This is a genomic window from Kitasatospora sp. NBC_01287 (genome assembly GCF_026340565.1).
Taxonomy (GTDB): domain Bacteria; phylum Actinomycetota; class Actinomycetes; order Streptomycetales; family Streptomycetaceae; genus Kitasatospora.
The window spans coordinates 1-20,368 of the sequence record NZ_JAPEPB010000003.1; the positions used below are offsets into that span (position 1 = coordinate 1).

General features: G+C 67.7%; 22 protein-coding genes. 2 read left to right on the forward strand and 20 right to left on the reverse strand.

Features of this window, described 5'->3' with window-relative positions:
- Window positions 1–634: 634 nt before the first annotated feature.
- Window positions 635–898, forward strand: coding sequence for a helix-turn-helix transcriptional regulator (locus OG455_RS42315; protein WP_353963033.1), 264 nt, complete (start codon window positions 635–637; stop codon window positions 896–898).
- 174 nt (window positions 899–1,072) lie between these two features.
- On the opposite strand, the gene OG455_RS41100 is transcribed toward OG455_RS42315, so the two are convergent.
- Both OG455_RS41100 and OG455_RS41105 read right to left on the reverse strand, forming a co-directional pair.
- On the reverse strand, window positions 1,073–1,399 hold the full coding sequence (locus tag OG455_RS41100; RefSeq protein ID WP_266300505.1) for a hypothetical protein: 327 nt from the start codon (window positions 1,397–1,399) through the stop codon (window positions 1,073–1,075).
- Window positions 1,400–1,475: 76 nt separating this feature from the next.
- Window positions 1,476–2,675 (reverse strand): helix-turn-helix domain-containing protein, encoded by a 1,200-nt coding sequence (locus tag OG455_RS41105; RefSeq protein ID WP_266300506.1) that lies wholly within the window; start codon window positions 2,673–2,675, stop codon window positions 1,476–1,478.
- A 101-nt stretch (window positions 2,676–2,776) separates the two neighbouring features.
- Here OG455_RS41105 and OG455_RS41110 point away from each other — a divergent pair, with 101 nt between their 5' ends.
- On the forward strand, window positions 2,777–3,451 hold the full coding sequence (locus OG455_RS41110) for an HAD family hydrolase (protein WP_266300507.1): 675 nt from the start codon (window positions 2,777–2,779) through the stop codon (window positions 3,449–3,451).
- A 288-nt stretch (window positions 3,452–3,739) separates the two neighbouring features.
- Here the strand turns inward: OG455_RS41110 and OG455_RS41115 are convergent, their stop codons facing one another.
- The 18 genes from OG455_RS41115 to OG455_RS41200 all read right to left on the reverse strand — a co-directional run bounded on the left by OG455_RS41115 (window position 3,740) and on the right by OG455_RS41200 (window position 20,364).
- Window positions 3,740–4,231 (reverse strand): hypothetical protein, encoded by a 492-nt coding sequence (locus tag OG455_RS41115; RefSeq protein WP_266300508.1) that lies wholly within the window; start codon window positions 4,229–4,231, stop codon window positions 3,740–3,742.
- A 20-nt stretch (window positions 4,232–4,251) separates the two neighbouring features.
- A complete protein-coding gene (locus tag OG455_RS41120; RefSeq protein ID WP_266300509.1) occupies window positions 4,252–4,788 on the reverse strand; it encodes a helix-turn-helix domain-containing protein in 537 nt (178 codons plus the stop codon).
- 132 nt (window positions 4,789–4,920) lie between these two features.
- The gene (locus OG455_RS41125; RefSeq protein ID WP_266300510.1) at window positions 4,921–5,283 is read right to left on the reverse strand and encodes a hypothetical protein; all 363 of its coding nucleotides are present in this window, start codon (window positions 5,281–5,283) and stop codon (window positions 4,921–4,923) included.
- A gap of 204 nt (window positions 5,284–5,487) precedes the next feature.
- Window positions 5,488–5,841 (reverse strand): hypothetical protein, encoded by a 354-nt coding sequence (locus OG455_RS41130; RefSeq protein WP_266300511.1) that lies wholly within the window; start codon window positions 5,839–5,841, stop codon window positions 5,488–5,490.
- An 82-nt stretch (window positions 5,842–5,923) separates the two neighbouring features.
- Window positions 5,924–6,745, reverse strand: coding sequence for a GH25 family lysozyme (locus tag OG455_RS41135; RefSeq protein ID WP_266300512.1), 822 nt, complete (start codon window positions 6,743–6,745; stop codon window positions 5,924–5,926).
- 1 nt (window position 6,746) lies between these two features.
- A complete protein-coding gene (locus OG455_RS41140; RefSeq protein WP_266300513.1) occupies window positions 6,747–7,316 on the reverse strand; it encodes a phospholipase D-like domain-containing protein in 570 nt (189 codons plus the stop codon).
- Window positions 7,316–8,194, reverse strand: a complete 879-nt coding sequence (locus OG455_RS41145) for a hypothetical protein (protein ID WP_266300514.1) — start codon at window positions 8,192–8,194, stop codon at window positions 7,316–7,318. The genes OG455_RS41140 and OG455_RS41145 overlap by 1 nt, the downstream gene beginning before the upstream one ends.
- Window positions 8,195–8,263: 69 nt before the next feature.
- A complete protein-coding gene (locus tag OG455_RS41150) occupies window positions 8,264–10,048 on the reverse strand; it encodes a right-handed parallel beta-helix repeat-containing protein (RefSeq protein ID WP_266301086.1) in 1,785 nt (594 codons plus the stop codon).
- Window positions 10,049–10,079: 31 nt separating this feature from the next.
- Entirely contained in the window at window positions 10,080–10,385 is a 306-nt protein-coding gene (locus tag OG455_RS41155; RefSeq protein ID WP_266300515.1) for a hypothetical protein, read from the reverse strand.
- Window positions 10,386–10,394: 9 nt separating this feature from the next.
- Complete coding sequence (locus tag OG455_RS41160; protein WP_266300516.1) at window positions 10,395–11,603, reverse strand: hypothetical protein; 1,209 nt, start codon at window positions 11,601–11,603, stop codon at window positions 10,395–10,397.
- Complete coding sequence (locus tag OG455_RS41165; RefSeq protein WP_266300517.1) at window positions 11,603–12,691, reverse strand: hypothetical protein; 1,089 nt, start codon at window positions 12,689–12,691, stop codon at window positions 11,603–11,605. Before OG455_RS41165 ends, OG455_RS41160 begins: the two co-directional genes overlap by 1 nt.
- 9 nt (window positions 12,692–12,700) lie before the next feature.
- A complete protein-coding gene (locus OG455_RS41170; protein ID WP_266300518.1) occupies window positions 12,701–13,951 on the reverse strand; it encodes a phage tail domain-containing protein in 1,251 nt (416 codons plus the stop codon).
- Between the two features lie 32 nt (window positions 13,952–13,983).
- A complete protein-coding gene (locus OG455_RS41175; protein WP_266300519.1) occupies window positions 13,984–18,336 on the reverse strand; it encodes a hypothetical protein in 4,353 nt (1,450 codons plus the stop codon).
- Between the two features lie 19 nt (window positions 18,337–18,355).
- Window positions 18,356–18,640 carry a hypothetical protein gene (locus tag OG455_RS41180; RefSeq protein ID WP_266300520.1) on the reverse strand — a complete coding sequence of 95 codons (285 nt, stop codon included), beginning with the start codon at window positions 18,638–18,640 and terminating at the stop codon, window positions 18,356–18,358.
- A 38-nt stretch (window positions 18,641–18,678) separates the two neighbouring features.
- Complete coding sequence (locus tag OG455_RS41185; RefSeq protein WP_266300521.1) at window positions 18,679–19,077, reverse strand: hypothetical protein; 399 nt, start codon at window positions 19,075–19,077, stop codon at window positions 18,679–18,681.
- A 67-nt stretch (window positions 19,078–19,144) separates the two neighbouring features.
- Window positions 19,145–19,729, reverse strand: a complete 585-nt coding sequence (locus OG455_RS41190; RefSeq protein WP_266301087.1) for a hypothetical protein — start codon at window positions 19,727–19,729, stop codon at window positions 19,145–19,147.
- A 99-nt stretch (window positions 19,730–19,828) separates the two neighbouring features.
- Window positions 19,829–20,191, reverse strand: coding sequence for a hypothetical protein (locus OG455_RS41195; protein WP_266300522.1), 363 nt, complete (start codon window positions 20,189–20,191; stop codon window positions 19,829–19,831).
- The gene (locus OG455_RS41200) at window positions 20,188–20,364 is read right to left on the reverse strand and encodes a hypothetical protein (RefSeq protein WP_266300523.1); all 177 of its coding nucleotides are present in this window, start codon (window positions 20,362–20,364) and stop codon (window positions 20,188–20,190) included. The genes OG455_RS41195 and OG455_RS41200 overlap by 4 nt, the downstream gene beginning before the upstream one ends.
- Window positions 20,365–20,368: the final 4 nt, after the last annotated feature.

A 20,368-nucleotide genomic window follows, 5' to 3' on the forward strand; every position in this document is an offset into this window, starting at 1 on the left:
CTGGTTCAGTTTTCTCTAGAGGGTCAAGTTGCCCTTAGCTATTTCCCCAGGTGGGAGGCGTTGCCCGCTCTCGGTGGAGCCGAATCAGGTCGGCTACCGCGCCCTTGAGTTTCGCGACAAGGACCACTAGGTCGGCTGCTCCGGCGGTTGCGAGGTTGACCTCGTCAGCCTCGGTTAGGTCCTGTTCGGCGAGTGCGATGCGGGCTTCGATCATGTCGGGGGTTGGGGATCCGTGCTTGCTGCTGACGTCGGAGCCCTGCTTGCTGCCATGGTCCGGGCTGGTCACTGTCTTCCTGGTGCGCTGTTGGTGCCCGTGCGGGTGTGCGCTGACGCCGTCGGGGCGCGGTGGGGGTGGCCGCGCTGGTGTGGGGTGTGGTGGGCCGTCAGGTGTCCGATTCTGTCCCCGAGGACTGGGTAGCGGAATCTTGCTTCACCTTGGCAGATCGCCAGGTGGGACGGCTACGGACTTCGTCGAACTGTTGCCTGTTGTTCGAATATGAAGTGACTGGGTGCTACCTGTGGCCCAGTTTGCATCGACGGTAAGTGACGTCTCGGTTGCTTATTGACGCCATGTCTTGCTGATTTACCACCCGGCGGTAGGGACGTGCTCTGATACGTCACCTAAGCGTTAGGGGTGGCGAAAGATGATCAACCGGAGTGGGTCCGACAACACCGTCGAGAGGTCGGCGAGCGCATCGGCCAGGCCCGTCGGCGGCGCGGCCTGACCCAGGAACAACTGGCCGAGCAGCTCAGCGTCGACAGCAAAACCATCTCGCGGGCCGAGAATGGCTGGCACTCGATCGGCCTCGATCTCGTCGCCTGGATCGCCCACGCTCTCGAAGTCCCGTCAGGCGATCTCCTGCCGAGGGATAGGCCGCCCGGCCCTGCCGGGGGGTGAGCGGGGCCGGGCGGCGGTCAGCGGGCGTGACGGTAGAACTGGGGCGGCAGCGGGCCCGGGGCCGGCCACGGGTCGGGAGCCTCGTCCTCGAGGTCGTCCGGAGTGGGGTCGGTGCGTCCGATGACGGTGCGGCCGGCACGGTGTGCGGCGCCATGCTGCCAGGGCCGTGGCGGGTCAGCGTCGGCCACGGGACGTCTCCTGGTCGAGCTGGTGCTCGCGGTCGATCCACGCCTGGGCGGTGGCGCGGTCGGGGTAGAGGAGGGGGCGGCCGTCGGCGACGTGGACGGTGAGGGTGCCGTCGCTGCGGTCGCGGACGGCCCACTGCCCGTCGCGGAGTTCCTGGGGCTCGTACCGCTGGACCTGGCATGGGGTGCAGCGGTGGACGCGCTGGTCGCGGACGACGCCGTCGGCTACGCGGGTCGTCCGGATCTCCCCGCGGTGTGGGGCGTCGGGGCTGCCGCAGTTGATGCATGTGGCCGGCGTGGTGGTGATCTCTGCCATGGGCAGGACGGTAGGGCCGTCCCGGTCGGGCTGGACGAACTGTCAGCTCGGGTGAACTGTCAGTACGGCATTGCTCTCACAGGACACCGACCCTGCCGGCCAGCGCCTCTGCCTGTCGGGCGTGCATCGCCCGGGCCCGCCGGATCAGGCCGAGGAGCATGTCGCGGGCCATCGGCTGCCTGGCCAGGTCCTCGGGGGCCATCTGCTCCAGCTCCAGGAGGTGAAGGAGGACGGCGGAGTCCTCACGGCGCAGGTCGTAGCAGCGGGCGACTTCGAGGAGGAACGTGAATTCGCGCTCCATCGACGGCAGGCCGCTGGTGTCGACGGCATCGGCCATTCGCAGGGCCTCCCCTGCTTCGCCGGCCTCCATCTCAATCGAGACGCGGTGCAGCTCGACGTTGACGGGTCCGTAGACGGTCCAGGCGACGTTGCCTTCGCCGACGTGTTGGGCGGTCGTGCGGGCCTTGTTGAGTCGATCGCGGGCGGTCCACCAGTCGCGGCGGCGGGCCGCGGCGACGACGCTGACGAGCTGCAGGGCGCCGGCCATGGCGGCGCGCTTCTCCTCCTCGATCGCCTCCTGCTTGATGGCCTCCGCGGCTCGCAGGACGACCTGTTCGGCACCGTCGGGCTCATCAGCGGCGAGGAGGACATGGCCCAAATTCCACTGAGCGGCGGCGATCCGCAGCGGGTCGTCGGCATCCTCGGCGGCGCGGACGGCCCGGTCGGCGGCCATGAGGGAGAGGTCGACGCGTCCGGTGCGGCGGAGATAGGAGCGGAGAAGGAAGTAGAGGTCGGCGGAGATCCGTAGGGCGTTGCGGTGCTGTCCCGGGTCAGCGCGGTGGGCGCGGACGGCGTGTTCGGTGTCGGCGATGAGTGCGGGCAGCACGGTGGCGGCGTCAGTGAATCTGGTGCGCGAGGTCTGCCAGCTGCGCCAGGCTTGCTCGACGCGTTCGCGCAGGGCCGGGGTGGGAACGGGTTCGGCACTACGGGGCGGCCCGTAGCCCATGAGGGCCTGGGCGATGGCCGGTTCGGTGCTGTCGCGGGGCGTGCTGGCCAGCACGGGCGCCTCGGCTAGCAGGGCTGCTGTGGGCACTCCGAGCTCCTGGGCGATGGCATGCAGGACCTGGATGGTGGGGGTTTTGAGGCCGCGTTCGATCTGGCCGAGGTAGTCCGGGGTGATCCCGACGAGGCCGGCGATGACGTCCTGGCGGCGGCCGCCGCGGGTTTGCCGGTAGTGCCGGATGCGGTCACCGATGGGGAGATCTGGGGCGACCATCGCGGCTCCTGTCGTGGTGGTGGGTTCTCTAGGGTAGGGGCGGCCGGGGGTGGTTCGTGGCAGGCTGTTGAACTCGGGCCGGGCTGACTTGGGGAGCGGGTATGGTGCTGGTGCTTTGGGATGTTGACCACACGCTGATCGCGACGCGCGGGGTTGGACGCGACGCGTTCGCGGGTGCGTTCGAGCGGGCGACTGGGCGGCCGTTGGTGCATCAGGCGGAGATCACGGGCCGCAGCGAGTTGGTCATTTTCCGGGAGACGCTGGCGCTGCATGGCCTGCCTCGGGATCTGGTCGATTTCCCGACGTACACGGCGCTGCTCGCGGATGAGTACGGGCGGCGGGCGGCGGATTTGCGGGAGCGCGGGCATGCGCTGCCGGGGGCCGCGGCCGCGCTGGATGCGCTCGCGGCGGTGCCGGGGGTGGTGCAGACGGTGGGGACGGGGAATGTGCGGCCGGTTGCGGAGGTCAAGCTGGCTACGTTCGGCCTGGATCGGCACATTGACTTCGAGGTGGGCGGGTATGGGGAGGACGCGGAGGTGCGGGCGGACATGATCCGGGTCGTGCTCAGGCGGGGTGGCGTGAAGCCGTTCGAGGCGATCATTTTCGGGGACACGGTCGCGGACGTTGAGGCCGGCTGGGAGACGGGCGTGGGCGTCGTGGGGGTGGCCACCGGGCGGACGAGTGCGGAGGAGCTGGCGGCGGCCGGTGCCGACGTGGTGCTGCCCAGCCTGGAGGACACGGCGCGGGTCGTGGAGCTGGTCCAGGCGCGAGGCTGACCCCGGGCATGCAGAAGCGCCCCGCCTCCTTCGGGAGGCGGGGCGCACAACCCGCGAGCGCGGGGCCAACGTGCAGGTGAGACGGAGCTATGGGCCATCCCCGCAGATGCGGGGCCAAGCCGACCCCCGCTTGCGCGGGGCGTACGCACTGAACCTCTCCAACCGGTCAGCTAGAGGAGGCTCACCCCCGCTCGCGCGGGGAGGGCGTCATGCCGAATGAGATTCTTACACCCCACGCGGCTCACCCCCGGCTTCCCGGGGACGGCTTCACCGTAGCACCGGCCACCGTCAGTCGGTGGCCGGTTCACCCGAAAGGCGGAGTTCTGCCGCGACCCGCAGCCACTCCGCACGCGATGTGCTACCGCGCGCAGTGTCCACACGCTCGCGCAGGTCGTCCGGGAATTTGATGCTGAACGCCTTGCCGACCTCGGGCCGGCCGCCGAGGTTCGGGCCGGCCTCCTCGTCCGGCTCCCCGAAGTACTTCAGGAGTGCCTCTTCGGCTTCCTCGCTGTCTGCGGTCATCAGCCAGTGACGCGCCTCGTCGTCGGCCAGGAATTCCCATGTCTCGGGCCCGTTGAACTCGGAGCGGGCGTCGGTGTGCTGGACCCATCGGCCCTGCTTGGTGCGGATCAGCTCGCTGTAGCCGATCTGCAGGCCGGACTTGACGCCGCGGTGGTTGTTGCCGTCCCACCGCTTGCCCTCAGGAATCTCGGCGGTGGTGACGTTGGGGTTGAACCAGCCGAGGCTGCCGTCGGGCTGCTGGACGGTGATTCGGGCCATGGTGGCGCTCCGTTCCGGGGTCAGTTCGTTGCGGCGGCGCGGATGCCGGCCACGACGAGGGCGAACAGGTTGATGGTGTCGCGGTCGCCGTTGAGGTAGCGGATGGAGAGCTCGGTGGACCCGTTCTCGTAGGCGTAGAACTTGCCGTCGGCGACGTCGAACCAGACCTTGTCGATGCTGGCCAGGATGGCGCCGATGCGGCCGTTGGCGATGCCGCGGCCGCCGAGGCTGGCGCCGTTCACGCCGCCGCTCTGGTAGCGGCTGATGTCGAGCCCGGCGAACTGGGCCCAGTCGTTGAAGTAGATGCGGTCCTTGCCGTTCTTCTGCCAGCGGCTGCCGCCGATGGCGACGAGGCGCTCGGGGGTGAGGGTCACGGGCTTGGCCTTCCGGGTGCGGCGGATGCTGAGGGCGATCCGGTGGGTGAGGGAGGCGGTTTCGATGGCCCAGCGGCGGCCGACCTTGGCGGCGGTGACGGCTCCGTAGCGGCACCAGTGGCGGATGGTGGCGATGGTGACGCCGGCCTGGTGGGCTGCTTCGGTGGTGGTGATGGTGGCCATCGTGTCCCCTCCTCTGACGTTTCCGATACCGAAAACTATAGCCGCCCTGCCCGAGGTTTTCAATACCGACAACCCAGCTGGACGCACAGAAGCGCCCCCGCCCGGCCCGAAGGCCAGGCGGGGGCGTGGCTACTACTGGTGGGGTTCCTTCATCGGGTCGCGAATCGGCTCGACCTTGCCGCGGCGCCCGTCGGCGACCATGCGGGCCCGCTGGTGCATCAGCACGGCGAGGACCATCAGGACGACGACCCGGACAACCCGCAGCACAGTCGAGACCGGACCCGATGGCCACAGGGTCGCGGCGACGGTGTAGGCGCCGAGCAGCCCGATCGACACCGTGACCGTCATCATGTGCCGGCCGACCCTGCTGCTCCTCCACGGTGCCCGCCGGTACACGGCCACCGTGCGCGTGCACGCGATGGCGATTAAAGCCGACGCCGAGACGTTCGCGAGCTGCGACCAATCAAGGCGTGACAGATCCGCTAGCGCCAGCATCAGCGGCCTCCTTCCAACGCCCCCCGGATTGCGTCTGCGAAATGGTTGCGCTCGCGGAGCACCCGGAGGACACCCGCGACCTCCCCGACTTCGCTTGCCTGCCCTTCGCAGGCGATTCGCCCCGCCTCAGCCCGACGCAGGGCCGCCTCCGCATCCCTCTGACCCTGCGTCGTGCGCGGCACCATCCGCACCAGCGACACCGGGTCAGGGCGGCGACGCCACAGCCTGCGGATCCACTGCGGCACCGGCGGTCACCTCCCGAGTAGGGCGAGGCAGCGACGTCAGGACGTGCGCCGCGGTGCGGGACAGCTCCAGCAGCTCGCCAGTCTGAGACTGCGACAGATGCCGGCCGGCCTCACTGGTCTCGTACGCGGCCCGCCAGGTGTCCCGCTCCGCCATCAGCTCTTTTATCCTCGCGTCCCGGTCGGCGATCCGCGCGTCCCGGTCCGCCCTGAAGTCCCTCACGGTGGAGCGCGGCACGAGCGCGCCGCGCAGTACCAGCACAACGAACAGCGCAACCAGGCCGGCCGCGCCGCCCGGCCACAGGGATACAGCCATCACATCCGGAGCCCCCTCCGCAGCCAGAGCCCAGATCACAACCCCCAGCGGGTAGACAAGTGAGCGGTCACGAGCGGGCGGCTCACGTCACCGGATCCGCCCAGGCCGCCGCCCACGTGGCCGGGCCGACCACGCCGTCCACGGTGAGCCGCTTCTCCTGCTGGAACTGCCGGCACACCGCGGCGGACGCCGAGCCGTACCAGCCGTCCACGGTCAGCGACCAGCCGCGGTCAGCCATCTGCTGCTGCCAGGTCCGTACGTTCCCGTCGTGCAGCATCGGGGACTGCAGCCGCAGGTACTCGCCCGGCCACGCCGGGGCCGGAGCGAACGACCGGGCCCAAGCGCTCAGCGCCGCGGTGCTGCCCAGGTGGCAGTAGTCGTGGTCGACACCCGAGCTGGAGTACTGGTGGAACAGCCAGCTCGCGCTGATGCCCGGCTGCCCGGCGGGAAGACCCGAGGTGGCGATCCACAGGAAGTCCTGGAAGTACCCCGTGGTGTCGACGTGCTGCCAGTACTCCGTGTTGCAGTACAGGCCGACAGGGCTGTGCGGGGCAGCGCCCTTCAGGTGCCGGAGGAACGCCTCCTTGTAGGCGAGCTGCGTGGCGTGCGACACCGCGGTGTTCGCCGCGTCGTAGCCCTCCCAGTCCAGACACACCAGCTCGCCCACCTGCGGCTGCGCGAGCGAGAGGAAGTGATCGGCCTCCTGCTGCGGCGAGTTGGCCATGTCCGGGTAGTGGTAGTACCCCACCACCAGGCCGGCGGCGCGGGCGTGGTCCCGCTGCGCCGTCCACTCCGGGTTGGTGTAGGTCAGGCCCTGGCTCACCTTGATAAACGCGAAGCTCAAGCCGGTCGTATCCGGTGTCGCCGACTGGTAACTCGCCCAGTCCTGCCCGTAGATGCCCATGTCAGTGCTCCTTGTCGGTCTTCGCGGCGATCGTTGACGGGCGGGCCGCCCGAGCGGCGGCCAGCATGTGTGCATGGATCGCGTCTACCCGGGCCCGCGCACGCGTCGCGACCTTCTCGTTCCTGATCACGACCAAGTGGTTGTCCTGCAGCGTCTCGCCGGACGTCGACCAATTCGTTGAGCCGGTGACGACATCCTGACCGTCGACGATCAGCAGCTTGAGGTGCTGAATGGCGCCCTTCTCGGACCGGCCGACCGCGACACTGCTCGCCGGGTATGACTCGCGTGCCAGTAGGACGCGTTCGTGGACGCCGCCTGCCTGACTTGAGTCGAGCGTCAACTGGACGAAGACCTTCTCGTCGGCGAGCTTCTCGTGAAGAGCATCGGCGAGCTCGTCGTCGTCAAAGCCGTACTGGGCGAGAATCAGGCTCGTATCGGCCGACTTGATCAGGTCGAGGAGGACTCCGTGGACATCGTCAACCGGGGAGTAGAAGTCGCGCAGGCCTGGCTTGTAGCCGGGGAAGCCGCCGACCCGGTGGCCATCGAGCGCGCTCAGATCGGGGAGGGCCATCACAGGCCCTTCGCGGTGAGCCAGGTGTGCACCGCGGCGGCGAGCGTGGCGTCCACGGAGGCAGGGGCCGGCGTGGGTGCCGGGGTGGGGCTCGGGGTCGGCTGCGGGGTGGGGATCGGGTTGGGCTTGCCGGTCAGCGCCGCGAAGTCCTGGCCGAGCTGGTACAGGTTGATGCCCTGCGGGTCCAAGCCCTTCGCCGACAGCCAGTCCTGGGTGATGACGACCCACGCCTCGTCCACGTACGTGGACCAGAACGCCGCGGTCAACTTCTGTACCGCACCCCAGGTGACGCAGGTCAGGGTCCCGTCGGCGGCGTAGGCCCCGACCGGGACGCTGTGGCCGCCCTCGATCTTCGAGCCCTTGACGACGTCCCAGGGCTGCCCGGCGTTGAACTGGGTCATGGCGCTGGCTGGGAAGTTGAAGCCGACGTCAACGGATCCGAACAGGTCGATCGCAGCCCGGATCTCGGCGGGGTTGCCGACGTCAACGGACGCGTACGCCAGGATCTTGTGGCCCGCGATGCCGGTCTTCTGCCAGTAGGCGAGGACGTCCTGGATCACCGCGCCCTGATCGGTGGAGGGGTCAGCGGGGTTGTAGCCGCTGACCTTCTCGTAGGTGGTGAGGATGTCCTGGTCGGCGACGGTGACGGTGGTGCCCTGGCCGTAGGTGGTCTCGGCCTGGATCATGTGGCCGACCGCGGCACAGGTGCAGTCCCCGATCTGGTCGTTCAGGTACATGGGCCAGCTGGTGACGCGGGACTGCCAGTCGGCTGTGGTCGGTGCCGGCGGCACTGTGCCCGCGGTCAGGTAGTCGCGAAGCCGAAGTTGCGGTCGGGCAGGCTGGGCGGGGAGCCGGCCGCCACGGAATGTGAGGGTCATGCGATTGCCTCCGGGCATGCGAAAGCCCCGCGCGGTGGCGGGGCTTTGAGGGAGTCGGTGAGGTGGTTGTTAGGCGGGCTCGACCAGGAGCCACGCCACGACGCTCGTGTCACTGGCAGACGTCGACTTGATCGTGAACGAGGTGGAGGCCGTACGGGCGTTGACGTACGGGGCGCCCACCGTGCCGCCAGGGGACTGGATCGTCAATTGGATCCGGGTGTTGGCCGTCACGCTCGTGTTGGAGACCGTCACGGTCCCAGCAGCCAGGGTCGCTGTGCCGGAGCGGGCGTTGCTGCCCTCCGCGATTGCCAGTCCTGCGCCTGCCGAACCGCAGATGAGAGCCTTCGCGCTGCTCGACCACGAGGTCCAGGTCCCGTTGGACTGACCAGCACCCACCACGAAATACGAGTCGGTCTGCAGTTGGGCGCTGCTGGACCGGTACAGGTCGACGTCCTGGCCGGCGTTCCCAGGGCCCCACTGGAGTTTGCCGTCCGAGCCGACCGTGAACCGCTGCTGCGTGTCCCCGGTGACCTGGGCCTGCAGAAGCACCGTCGAGGTCGCCGCCCCGACGGGCGACGCCGTCCCTGACCATGACCAGGTGCTGATGCCCGTTCCGGTCAGCATCGCGCCGCGCCGGGCAACTGTGTTGCCGCCGCCGTCGTACCAGCCCGCCGTGACAGCGGTGAGGATCCCGGAGGACACGGTGACGTAGGCGGAGCTGGTGACGGACACGCCGTACTGCGGGGTGGTGAGGCCACTGCCGTCGTCGTTCGCGCCGGTGACGGTCTGGAAATTGTCGACGATCACCTTGCGGGTGGTGCTGGCGACTGCGAGGCCGGCGTATCCGGCGGAGGTGCTGGCGCTGCCGTCGCGGGTGGCGCGGCAGCCGACCATGGTGATCAGTCCAGTGTTGGTGGACGCGGTGACGGACCAGCCGTTGTGCGCGTTGCGGTCTGTCGAGCAGCTGATGTAGCTCTGGATGCCGTTGCCGCCGGCGAGTTGAAAGCCGTCGCTGCCGGACCACTCGGCGCGGCACCCGACGAACGTGGTGCTGTCGGCTCCGGAGATGTACCAGCCGGGCCCGGTACAGCCCAGAACGTACACATCGTTCAGGAAACTGTCGGTGGAGTTGTTGAGGACCACGCCGTAGCTCGCCGCCCACAGGACGGACACCCGGTCGAAGTGCAGGCAGTACGGGGCCTGCGGCCCCGACGAAACACCCATGTTGTAGGTGGTGTTGATGCCGACCCCGGTCGCACTGCGGACCTGCACTTCGCGCAGAACCAGATGCTGGATCTGCCCGGTGGCGCGAATACCGTCGACCGCGGTCGCCCCAGGGACCGCGGAGCCATCGATCGTCAGGTTGCGGATGGTGATCTCGCTGGCCAGCGTCGCGTAGCTGCCGAGCTGCTGGTCCAGGACCTGAATGGCCGCCACACCGCTGAACGTGGCGAGCGGCTTGATGCAGGACGGCGCGACCCAGGCCGTGGACTGGGCCTCGCCCCCGCCGTGACTGCCCTCCAGGGTGGTTCCCGGCAGGACCTTGATCGGTGCGCTGGTGCGGTAGATGCCCTTGGGCAGGTAGACGACGCCCCCCACCGGGCATGTGTTCAGCGCGCTCTGGATGGCCGCGGTGTCGTCGGTGGCACCATCCCCCAGGGCCCCGTATGCCTTGACGTTCAGGTAGTCCAGGCCGGACACAGCCCCCGGCGTCTGCCAGGAGGCGTTGCCGGCGGAGTCGGAGGTGAGGACGCTGCCGTTGGCCGGGCTGGTCGTCACTTTCAACGCCGGGAGGTTGAGCGGGCCGGTCATCGTGTCACCGGCTTTCGAAACTTTGTCGGTGGCGCCGTACATGGAGACCACGTGGGTCCTCCCAGGTCGAGGGTCAGACGAGTTTGCCGAGGACCACGTAGGTCCGGGACGCGCCTACCGGCACGACCAGGACGCTGTCGCCGGCCGCGGGCGTGTAGGGCGCGAGGCGCTGGTAGGGGCCGGTCAGGGTGGTTGCCCCGTTGAGGTAGGCCTTGGGGTCGCCGCTGCTGTAGCCCGGGTCGATGGTGGCGGGCAGCGCTGCGAGGGGCCAACCCGAGTCGATGGACGCCGTCCGCGTCTCCAACCTCGAGACGCGCTGCAAAAGGGCCCTGAACGTCGTCTCGAAACGCCGTTGCAGGTCCGTCGGATAGAGGGTCACGACAGCCTCCTAGGCGGCGATCACACTGGACGTTGTCAGCTGGTACGACTCCGCTTGCTGCGGGCCGGGCGGGTAGGCGGTCCAACCGGTGACCCGGACCGCCACCTGCAGGCCAGGGGAGCCGTCAGCCTTGGCCGGGTGCAGCGCGGACGTCGCGGTGAGGACCGTGGAGTCGCCGAGGGTGATGTCCCGCAGTCGCGGGAGGGAAGAGCCACCCACGGTGATGACGGGCAAGGTCATCGCCTGAGTCTTCAGGGCGACTTGGCCATCCGCCCAGGAGTCGATCTGGGCTTGCGTGGTGACAACTGAGCCCTGCCAGGACGCGGTGGACTCCATCAGCGGATACCCGCCGGCCAGGTCCGCGAGGTCAGCACCGTGCGGGTACACCGACTGCCACTGCTGCGCCGAGCCGTTGGGTGGTGCGGTGGCCCAGACGATGTTGCTGGACTGCGAGCCGGTGCGCTGGTAGCCGTAATCCAGGCAGTTGCCCGGGTAGCTGAGCGTGTACCCGGCTTGCGCGGCGGGGCGCCCCAGTTGCAGGTAGGCGAGCCGCAGGAACACCACGAGGTTGCCGCTGCTGTCCAGGCCGGGCACGAACGCGTACTCCAGTTGGCCGCTGGCGCACATGTCGGACCAGGCGCTGGATATCTGGGTGAGGTCTGACCACACGTATGACGCGGTCCATGGGACCCCTGCGATCGCCGCGGCCCCCGTCGGGAGCACCAGGCGTGCGACCGGCCCGTTGGTGGCAACCGTCTGCAGGTATGCGGCGGTGCGGGTGGCGGCCGGTGAGACGCCGGTGGCGATGTACGCCGACTGCTTGCTCTGCCCGTAGACGATCAGGTCGGTGAATGCGGTGCAGAGGTCGACCTGCTGGTACTCGATCGTGTCCGTGATCAGCCGGTGCGACCAGATGCTGTCGAAAGTGTGCGCCTGGATCGGCAGCGTGCCCTGGGCGCGGCTGGTGTCCGGCCAGTCCCACACCGGGCCGGCCCACACCGGGTAGCCGTCCTCGAGGACCCACAGGACGGCCCGTCGGCATTCCAATGCCCGGACAAACGGGGCGTTGACCGCGTAGATCTCGTCCAGGGTCAGCTGTCCGGACAGCGTGCCCGACCCGTTGAGTTGGGCGCTGAAACTCTGGACGTTCAGGGGGATGCTGTCGGCCAGGACCCGGCCGCTGATCAGGTCGGTCGCCTGATACGTGAAGACACCCATCAGGTCGACACTGGCTTTACGCGCAGGATGATGCTCGCCGCGGTGCTTGTTGTGGCGAACTGGCTGAACTGGATCGATGACAGCGTGTTGGTGATGCTCACCGATACGGTGTGCGTTCCGGCGGACGGGGTGTCGGCGGTCGACGGGGAGGTGTAGTAGCTCCAGGCCACCCCCGACTGGATGTAGGAGTCGGCTGTTGCCTCGGCAGCGTAGATGCTGTCCAGCAGGGTGCTGTCCAGATAGAGCCGGTAAAAGGGCCGGATCTTCGATGAGGATGTGGTGGCGGACTGCACGCCGGGGCTCTTGAAAAAACACTCGATGTCGGTGTAGCCGTCGGTGGTGACGGTGGTGCTGATGATGGTGTGCTCGGCCGAGTCACTGACCGTGTACGGGGTCGTCAACTTCGTCATCGCGGGCTGCCACGGCAACACCTTCAGCTGGGTGGCCGCCGTCAGATTGTTGTTGTGGTAGAACGCGCCGGACGTAGGATCGTAGGCCAACTGTCCGAGGTACCCGGAGGCGGACCCCTTGACGGCGACCAGGACACCACCCGCGGCCGTCGTGAAAACCCGTTTTTCCGTCAGCAGACCCGACGTGATGGTCGACGTCCCCGCCGGGACCGACAGCTGTGACAGCGTCAGCGAGTTCGCCGGTGCGGACGGGGCGGAGGGGGCCGGGCCGGGTGTTCCGGTGATAATCGCCACAGCCCCGAAAGACGCTGAGGTACCCACGTCGGAGACATAGGCGACGATCAGGTCGATTCGTGGATTCGTCGGGTCCGCGGTGGCCACCGACAGAGTCGCCTGCGAGGCGAGCGTCGAAGCGTACCCGCCGTACAGGACGTTCGAGGAATTCGCGACAACGAAACTGCCGGGCTGCACCAGCACGTTCATGCCCGTGCCGGGCTGCACGTACAGGCCGGCACCACCAACGACCCCGGAGCGTAGACCGATCGTGCTGCCGGTGGTAATGCCCGGGTCGAAGAAGAAAGCAGTGACCCCGCTGTTACGCAGGTCATTTCCGCCGCTGCCGTCGTAGGTGCAGCCGGTCAGCCACATCGGCAGGCTGGTGGTCACAGATGTCGCCATGCGGCCCTCCTAAAGGTACGCGTCATGCCAATACGCTGTCGCGGTGCTGCCACTGGAGATCGACGCGCCGCCGTACTGCAACGTGTTGGAGCCCGGAGCCAGTTGCCACCAGGACGAGGTCAGGTCGGCGGGCCAGTACGTGCCGCCGGTGGACGGAAAACCCGGACTGGTGGAAACCATCGTGGGATTCACATAACCCTGCCGGTTGAGGAAATCCACCACCAGCACATCACCCGAATTGAGCGTCACCGACGACCAGGACACGGTCTGACCGGTTGTCACGTTCGAGATTCGTGGCCCGCTTGCCGGCCCAGAAATGACAACGACCGGTGGTGAGAGGAAACTTCCGCCGTTGACCGCGTAACCCCCACCCGGTGGCGGTGACGAATGCAACGTCACGGGGACGGTGAAAGGTGTCACCATGGTGCCGCCGCCGCCGGACGGCAGCAGACCGACGGACAGGGACCGTTGAGCCACCGCGTATTTTCGCGGATCCGGTGCCACGAGACCGACGGTGAACGTCACATCAGTGAGCGTCGGATACGCCTCGGTCAACTTCCCCGACCGGCGCACCCATGCGTATTTCGGCACCGGCTCGTCATACCGGAGCATCGCGAGATCCGACACGGGAACCGCCTGCTGCAGCGTCGCACGGGCCACATCCCGCAGCGCCTGTGTCGGGGCCGACGCCGTCACGGTGAGAGTCATCGTGCGGGCCGCGACGTACTGGGGGGAGGCCCAGGCGCCGTGGTCACCGGCGCGGGCGACCAGCCCGCCGCCCTGCACGTCCGGGCCGTCCCAGCCCTCGATCTTTCGCCAGATCCAGGAAACCCCGCTGGCATCTGTCTGGCCGAACTCCACGTCCTGGGACCCGTAGAGCAGGCCGCCGGTCCAGTAGCCGACGTCACCGGCCGGCACCGCCGGTGTGACACCGCCGGTGACCGTGAAATCCTCGACGCCCAGGAACGTGCTAGTGCCGTACCCGCACGTCCAGTTGGCGACGTACACGCCTTGCGGGGAACCCGCCGGGATGATCCAGATGCACGAGTACTGGCCGACGCCAGTGCGCCAAACCTGCCCGTAGGTCGGGGAGGAGGCCCCCGAGTAGGTGAACGGGCCGGCGACGTCAGGGACGAAGCCGACTTGCTGGCCGTAGGTGATGTCCAGGGTGATGGTGGACGGGTCGGCCAGGACGCCGGCGGTCGCCGAGTAGAAATTCAGGTTGAGCTGGTACGGCTGCCCCGCCTGCGCTGTTGACACTCACTCGCCTCCTCCGTCGTGCTGGGCATTGGTCAGCCGAGTGCGAGAGCCATGTCCCGTTTGATCGCGGCGAGTTGCTCAGGATTCGGGTACTGGGTGCCGGTGAAATTGATGACGACGCCCTTCGATCCGAGGGCGGTGCCGGCCCCGCCCTGTTGGGTCAGTTGCCGCACGATCGCTACGAATGCTTGCGATTCGTCCGGGGTCAGGACTGCCTCGGGCCGGCCGAGCCCGTTGACGGGCATCCCGGACGGCATGAGCCAGCCCCCGGAGTCGTAGCCGACGTAAGGGCCACCGCGGGCGAGTGACTTGATGCCGGGCACGTTGGTGACGTCGTGGTAGCGGGCCTTGATGTAGTTGATCGCGGAGGCGATGTTTGCCGTCGGATCGAAAATGTTGTTGGCGGTCCCGGCCTGGTGATAGGCAAGAAACGTCGACATGATCGTCTGCATGATGCCGCGCGACGGGTCCCCGGCTGCGGCGTTGGAGTCCCAGTTGTTCGCCGCGTTGGGGTTGTTGCTCGACTCGTGCATCCCGATCGTCTCCAGGTCCGGGATCCACGACGTCGGAACGCCTGTTGCCTGCACGGCGGCTGCGAACCAGTCGGCGACGGTGCCGCTGATCGGCCCCGGGGACGAGGCGCTGCTGCTGCCCTTGCCCGATGAGCCGCCGCCGAAGAGGGACGCAACAGCCTGAACCGCGTCATGGATGAGTGTCGTCGGCATGCCGAGCATCAGCTTGCCGAGATTCCCGACCGCATTCGTCCCGACCAACTTCGTCAGTGCGTTGTCCAGCGCGGTGGTGTTTCCGGTCGTCACCGCTGCGACGATCTTGCCGAGGTCGACAGCTTTGCTGATACCCCCGGTGACGTCACCCCAAAGGTTGCTGATGATGCCGCCGCCCTTGTAATGGCCCGGGGTTGAGACCCGCCCACCGCCGTAAGCAGCGTTCAGAGCCAGGACCGTCTGCGGCCCGAGCGCCCGAACAGCCTCCGGCACAAGGACACCCTCACCCGGGCTGAGCATCGCCGGCACAGTGTCCTCACCCGGCGCATAACCGGGAACCACACCGCCAGTCGCGAACGGCTTGATGTCCGGCAGCTTCAGGGAGTCCTGCCCGATCGCCCCGACAACACCGTTCCACAGGGCCTCAATACCGTCGGTGTAGACCGTGGAGATCAGAAAGTTCACTGGCGACTTGAAGACGTCCTCCAGCTTTCCCCACGCCGTCCCGAAAGTGCTGACGAAGGACTCAGCCCCTTTCTGAATGTCCGAGAAAAACGGCGCGAAGACATGGTCCTTCAGCCAACCGGCGCCGGACTCGATCTTGTCGAAAGCTTCGGTGAAACCGGTGACTAGCGGCTGGATCCCGTGATCGTAAAGCCACATTGCCCCCCACTCGATCGCCTGCCAGAACGGGTCCAGCACGTTGTGCCACAACCACAGTGTCCAGCTCTCGATATCCGCGAAGACTTGCTTCCAGTGCGTCGCCAGATAGATAACCGCGGTGACAACCAGGGCGATCCCGGCAACGATGCCCATCGTCGCCAGGTTCTCCGCGATGAACGCTGTCGTCGCAGCCGCCGCCTCGGCGACGTTCTCCGCAATGAACGTCGCCGCAGCCACGGTCTGTTCGGCGATCCACGTGCCGGTAGCGACGGCGGCCGCAGCCAGTTTGGAGCCGAAGTCGGCGACAAAAGCCGCGGTGCTGGACGCCGCACTGCTCATGGCAGTGCCAACGGACGACCCCCAACCGGCGATGGTCTCGCCCGCGCTCGACGCGAACGTCCCCAGGGAACTCATCCCCGAGCGGGTCGCCGCCGGCAGGGTTGTCGTGAACCAGGTGCCGACCGAACTCGCCGCACTCATGAAACGCGACGCCAACTGCGAACCGGCGTCTTTCGCGGACTGCAGCAGGAGTTGCGCGTCCAGCTTGGTCGGCATGACGCCCTTCACCGCGTTGGCGATGTTCGAGCCCCACCCAGAGACGGCCTTGGAGACGTTCTCGCCGGCATACATGGCCTGCAGTCGGATCCCGTCCCACGGGCCCCCGGGAGCGGCGAATCCCTTGACGGACTGCACCAGGTAGTCCCAGCCGCCCCCAGGACCGAGCGAGTCCTTGAACAGGCCCGGTATCGACTTCAGGGTGCTCTTCAGCGGGCCGAGGAGCGCCTTGTCGCCGAGCTTCTCCAACGGCCCGAGCAAGACATCGGGGATGATCTTCTTCAGGCCCTGGAGGGCGAGCATCCCGGCGACGATGTCACCGATCACTTTGACGACCGTGCCGTTGGGGTGCTGGTTGAGGTATGTCGCGAGCGGGCCCAGGGCCTTGGCCACCTGACCGATGATCACGCCGAGCGGAGGGCCGATCTGCGCGATGATCACGCCGACAGCGCTCAGGAAATTGTTGATCTGCGGCGTGTACGTGCCGATGCTCGCCGTCAGCCCGGTCAGAGCATGCCCGATACCGGCCAGCACGTTCGCTATGCCGCTCGACGCTCCCGGCGCCGAACCGATCTTCAGCAGCTCGCCGGCGAACCCGGCGAACGCTGGCACCACGACCTGTGCGAACTGCAGACCGTTGGTGACCAGGCCCGCGAAAACCTCCTGCGCGCCCTTGGTCTGCATCGCCCGACCCAGATCGGCGAACGCCCCCGAGATCAACGTGGCCATCTTCGTGACCGCGACCGTGACCTCCGGCATCATCGCCGACACGCCCTGCAAGAACACCAGTAGGCCAGGGGCGATCGCGTTCTGTGCGGCCGTCTCCAGCTCCTTGAAAGATCCCTTCATGCTCAGGATCTGCTCAACGACCTGCTGGGCCGCGGGCGACAAACGCGCCATGTCCTTCGCGAACTCGTTCGCCGCCTCATTGCTGGTCGACATCGTCGCGGCCATCTGCAGCTGCTGCTCCCGCAGCGTATCCGTCACATTCCGCTCGGCCAGCGCAACGTTCCGGGCGTCCATCTCCCGCTGGAAAGCGGTCTGCTCCTCCGTCGCGGCCAGCTGCATCTGAGCCTGCTTGATCTGGTCCGCATTGTTCAGCTGCGTCAACGTGGCCTGCGACTGCGCCTCCGTGAGGCTCGCGTGCGAGTCCGCCTGCCCGTACTGCGCGGCGGTCACCGCCTGCTGAGCCTGAATGACGGTCTGGGAACCGGACACACCCTGCTGATGCGCCAGGTTCGCCGCATACGCGGACGCCGTCTGCTGATCCTGGGCGTCCGTCAGCTGCTGCTGGGCACGGGCCACCGCAAGCGCCGCCTGCTGACGGTCCAGGCTGGTCGAGTAAGCGTTCTGGTTCGTCAGGCGCTGCTGATACATCGCCTGCTGAATCGCCAACTCAGCTGACTGCACGTTCAGTTTCGAGTCGGCCAGCTGGTCATCGAGCTGCCGGACCTGCTCGCGGGCGGCCTCCCACGCCTGGTTGAGGTTGTACTGCGCCTCACTGAGGCTGTAGTCCGCCTCCTCCACGCCCTGCTGCGCCTGCTTCACGGCCTGCAGGGCCTGGACCTGCTGCTCCGCCGCGTTCCGCTGCACCGACGCCAAGTTCATCTGCGACTGCTCGATGCTGTTCGCCGAGGTGATCGCGTCCTGCGACGCCTGCATCCGGGCCTGCGTCACCTGGTCCTGCGCCTGCTTGTTCTGCACCGAGTTCGAGAACTGGGTGGACGCCAACTCCTGCGGAGTCAGGCCGACGTTCAGGCTCGCCTGGTGCGCGGCGGACAGCGCCTTCCCGATCCCACCCAGGCCAAGGAACCCGGCGGCACCCCCCAGACCAACGGCCGCGGCAGCACCACCCAGACCCGGCAACATGGCACCCAAACCCAGGGCCAGCGCGCCGCCCAGGCCGCCGCCCTCACCGCCACCACCGGACGAGCCCCCACTACCACCGGACGCACCCAGCCGGGCCGAGGCGGACTTGGAGCTGAAAGCATCGAGCTTCGCCCGAGCCTCATCCAACTTCGCGTCGAACTCCGCCGTGTCCAGCGAAACCACCGGCGCGGTGCGCTTGCCGTCGAGCTGATCCAACTTCTCGCGGGCCCGATCAACCTGCTCGTCCAGCTCCGAGCTTTCCAGGCCGATATCCGGCCGCGCGCTCTTGCTGTCCAGTTCGTCGATCTTCGCCCGAGCCTGATCAGCCCGTGCACCCAGGTCCGCGTCGTCCAGGTGCACCGACGGCTCAGCCCTGGCGCCATCCAGCTCATCGACCCGCGCCCTGGCCTGGTCTGCTTTCGCGTCCAGCTCGGACGTGTCGAGGGTGACCCGAGCCCGCGCCTCAGTGCCAGCCACCGCCTCATCGAGCCTCGCCTTCAGCTCCTCCTTGAAACCCTCCATGTCGGGGCTGACCTGCACAAACGCGCTGGCAACGCGGAAACCCTCAGGCATCGAGGCCCCCTTTCACCAGTCAGCCGTCAGGGGCCCCGAAAGAGAAAACACCGGCGAACGCCGGCTCCGCCTGCAAGGTGGCTCGTATCCCAGGGTTGATATCGCGTCGGCCTGTACCGGCCTCGTGACGCGGGCCGGCGGCGGGAGACTGCTGCTGCTCGTCGCGCGCCGCGAGCGTGCGGGCCTGCATCACGCCCTGGTAGGCGGCCAGCCGCCACACCAACCGGAAATACCGCGGACCGTCGAGTGCGGTCGGGTCGTCGATGCGGTGGAACACGGACAGGTCGGACTCAATGTCGTCCAAGTAGTCCAGAATCCACGCCAGTTGGGCGACCCGCTCGGTCAGGCTTTTGGGAGTTCCAGGGCGCCCACAGTCAACCTTGAGGCGATCTCGCAGATCCCCTGGAACTGCTCCTGCGTCAGGTCGTCGTAGTCCATCAGCGCCTGGTAGCCCTCGGCGCCGAGGAGCTTCTCCAGCAGGTAGTCCATGGCCTGCGCCTCGCCGATAGTCCGCGACAAATGCAGGTACTTGAGGCCGACGTTGACACCGGGCTTGAGCGTGACCGAGTACTCGCGGTCATCGATGTAGAACAGCGGCACACGCTCCGCCGGCGCTGTGCTGCTCGTCAGGCGCGGCGGCTCGAAGGCGACCGCCCCGCCGGCCGCGGGGGTGGGTGTCGGATCCGGCGCGGTGCGGCTGGGGCGCTTCGCGGGGGCCTTTGCTCTCACGGTTGCTGCCATGTGAATCTCGCTTGAGGGTTGAGGGTGATTGGCTGGGTCCCGGCACGGGCTCACGTGCCGGGACGGGTCACGCCGTTTGGTCGACGATGTGGACCGGCGAAATGCTGCTGCTCACGAAATACGCCGTGAACGTACAGTCGAGGCTCTGTTGCGTCTTCTTGTCGTACGCCAGCGTGGCCTTGACCTGCGACAGCACCTTGCGGACGATGATGCGCCGCAGCGCCGGAGCGCTCGTCGACAGCGTCGGCGCCCACCCATCGATCATCAGCGCCGCGTACGTCGGCTGCGTTGACGACGAGCCCACAGGAATGTCCAGCGTGCTGTAGCCGGTGCCGCCACCCGTCGTACCGATGCTGTTGAGCGCGGTGTTGAGGTTGGCGAGAGTCATCTCCGACAGCTTCGCGGTCACGGTCATCTTCATGGCCGTCAGCCGGGAGCCGACCATCATGGTCAGCTGATCGACCTGGAGGTCCTGGTACGTGTTGTCGACCTCGAAGGTCACACCGCCGTCAGTGCCGCCCACATCCGTCCACGGCGCCGACGGCGGATTCGACGGGCCATTGGGGGTCACGGCGGAGTCGAGTGGCTCGGTGGCACCGAAAGGGGCGACGTAGAGCCTGGCCGGACCTAGTACCAAATTTGCCGCATTCACGGTCAAGGCGATCAATCCTTCTGGATCAGGCGCCGCAACTGGGCGCGGGCATGCGAAAGGCCCGCACGTGGCGGGCCCGGACGTGGTGCGCAGGGAGGGTCAGATGACGCCGATGTACTGCACGAGCGCGACGGTCACGTTGGCCGCCGTCCCGAAATTCACGGTCATCACACCGCCGAGGGTCTCGTCGCTCGGGAACGGGCCGATGACGTTCGTCGCTGACGCGGTCAGCGTCGGCGTGAGCGGGGCGACAGCCTGACCCTCGATCGTCGTGCCGATCGGAATCGAGCACGTCGACCCGCCGGAGGCGACAGCGATGACCAGGAACTCCCGGCCGGTGTTCGCCCACGTCACACCGGTGTTTGAGCCGAGCGTTCCGGCTGCCATGAGCGTCGTGAGATTGAGAGGCGCGGAAGCGCCCGTCCTGGGGAGCTGGGTGGGGGAGAGACTGAGCAGGCTCATGGCGTCATGTCCTTCTGCGCGCTCCCCCTCGGGGCCGGCGCAAGGTCGGGGTCGGTGGGTGCAGCGGCCGGTTCGACGAGGAGGCCCTGCGAGCGCAGCACCTGCACCTCGTCCAGTGGCACTTCAATCGGGCCGGGGAAAATCGTCGTCTGAACGGTGGCGTACTCGGCCACAGCG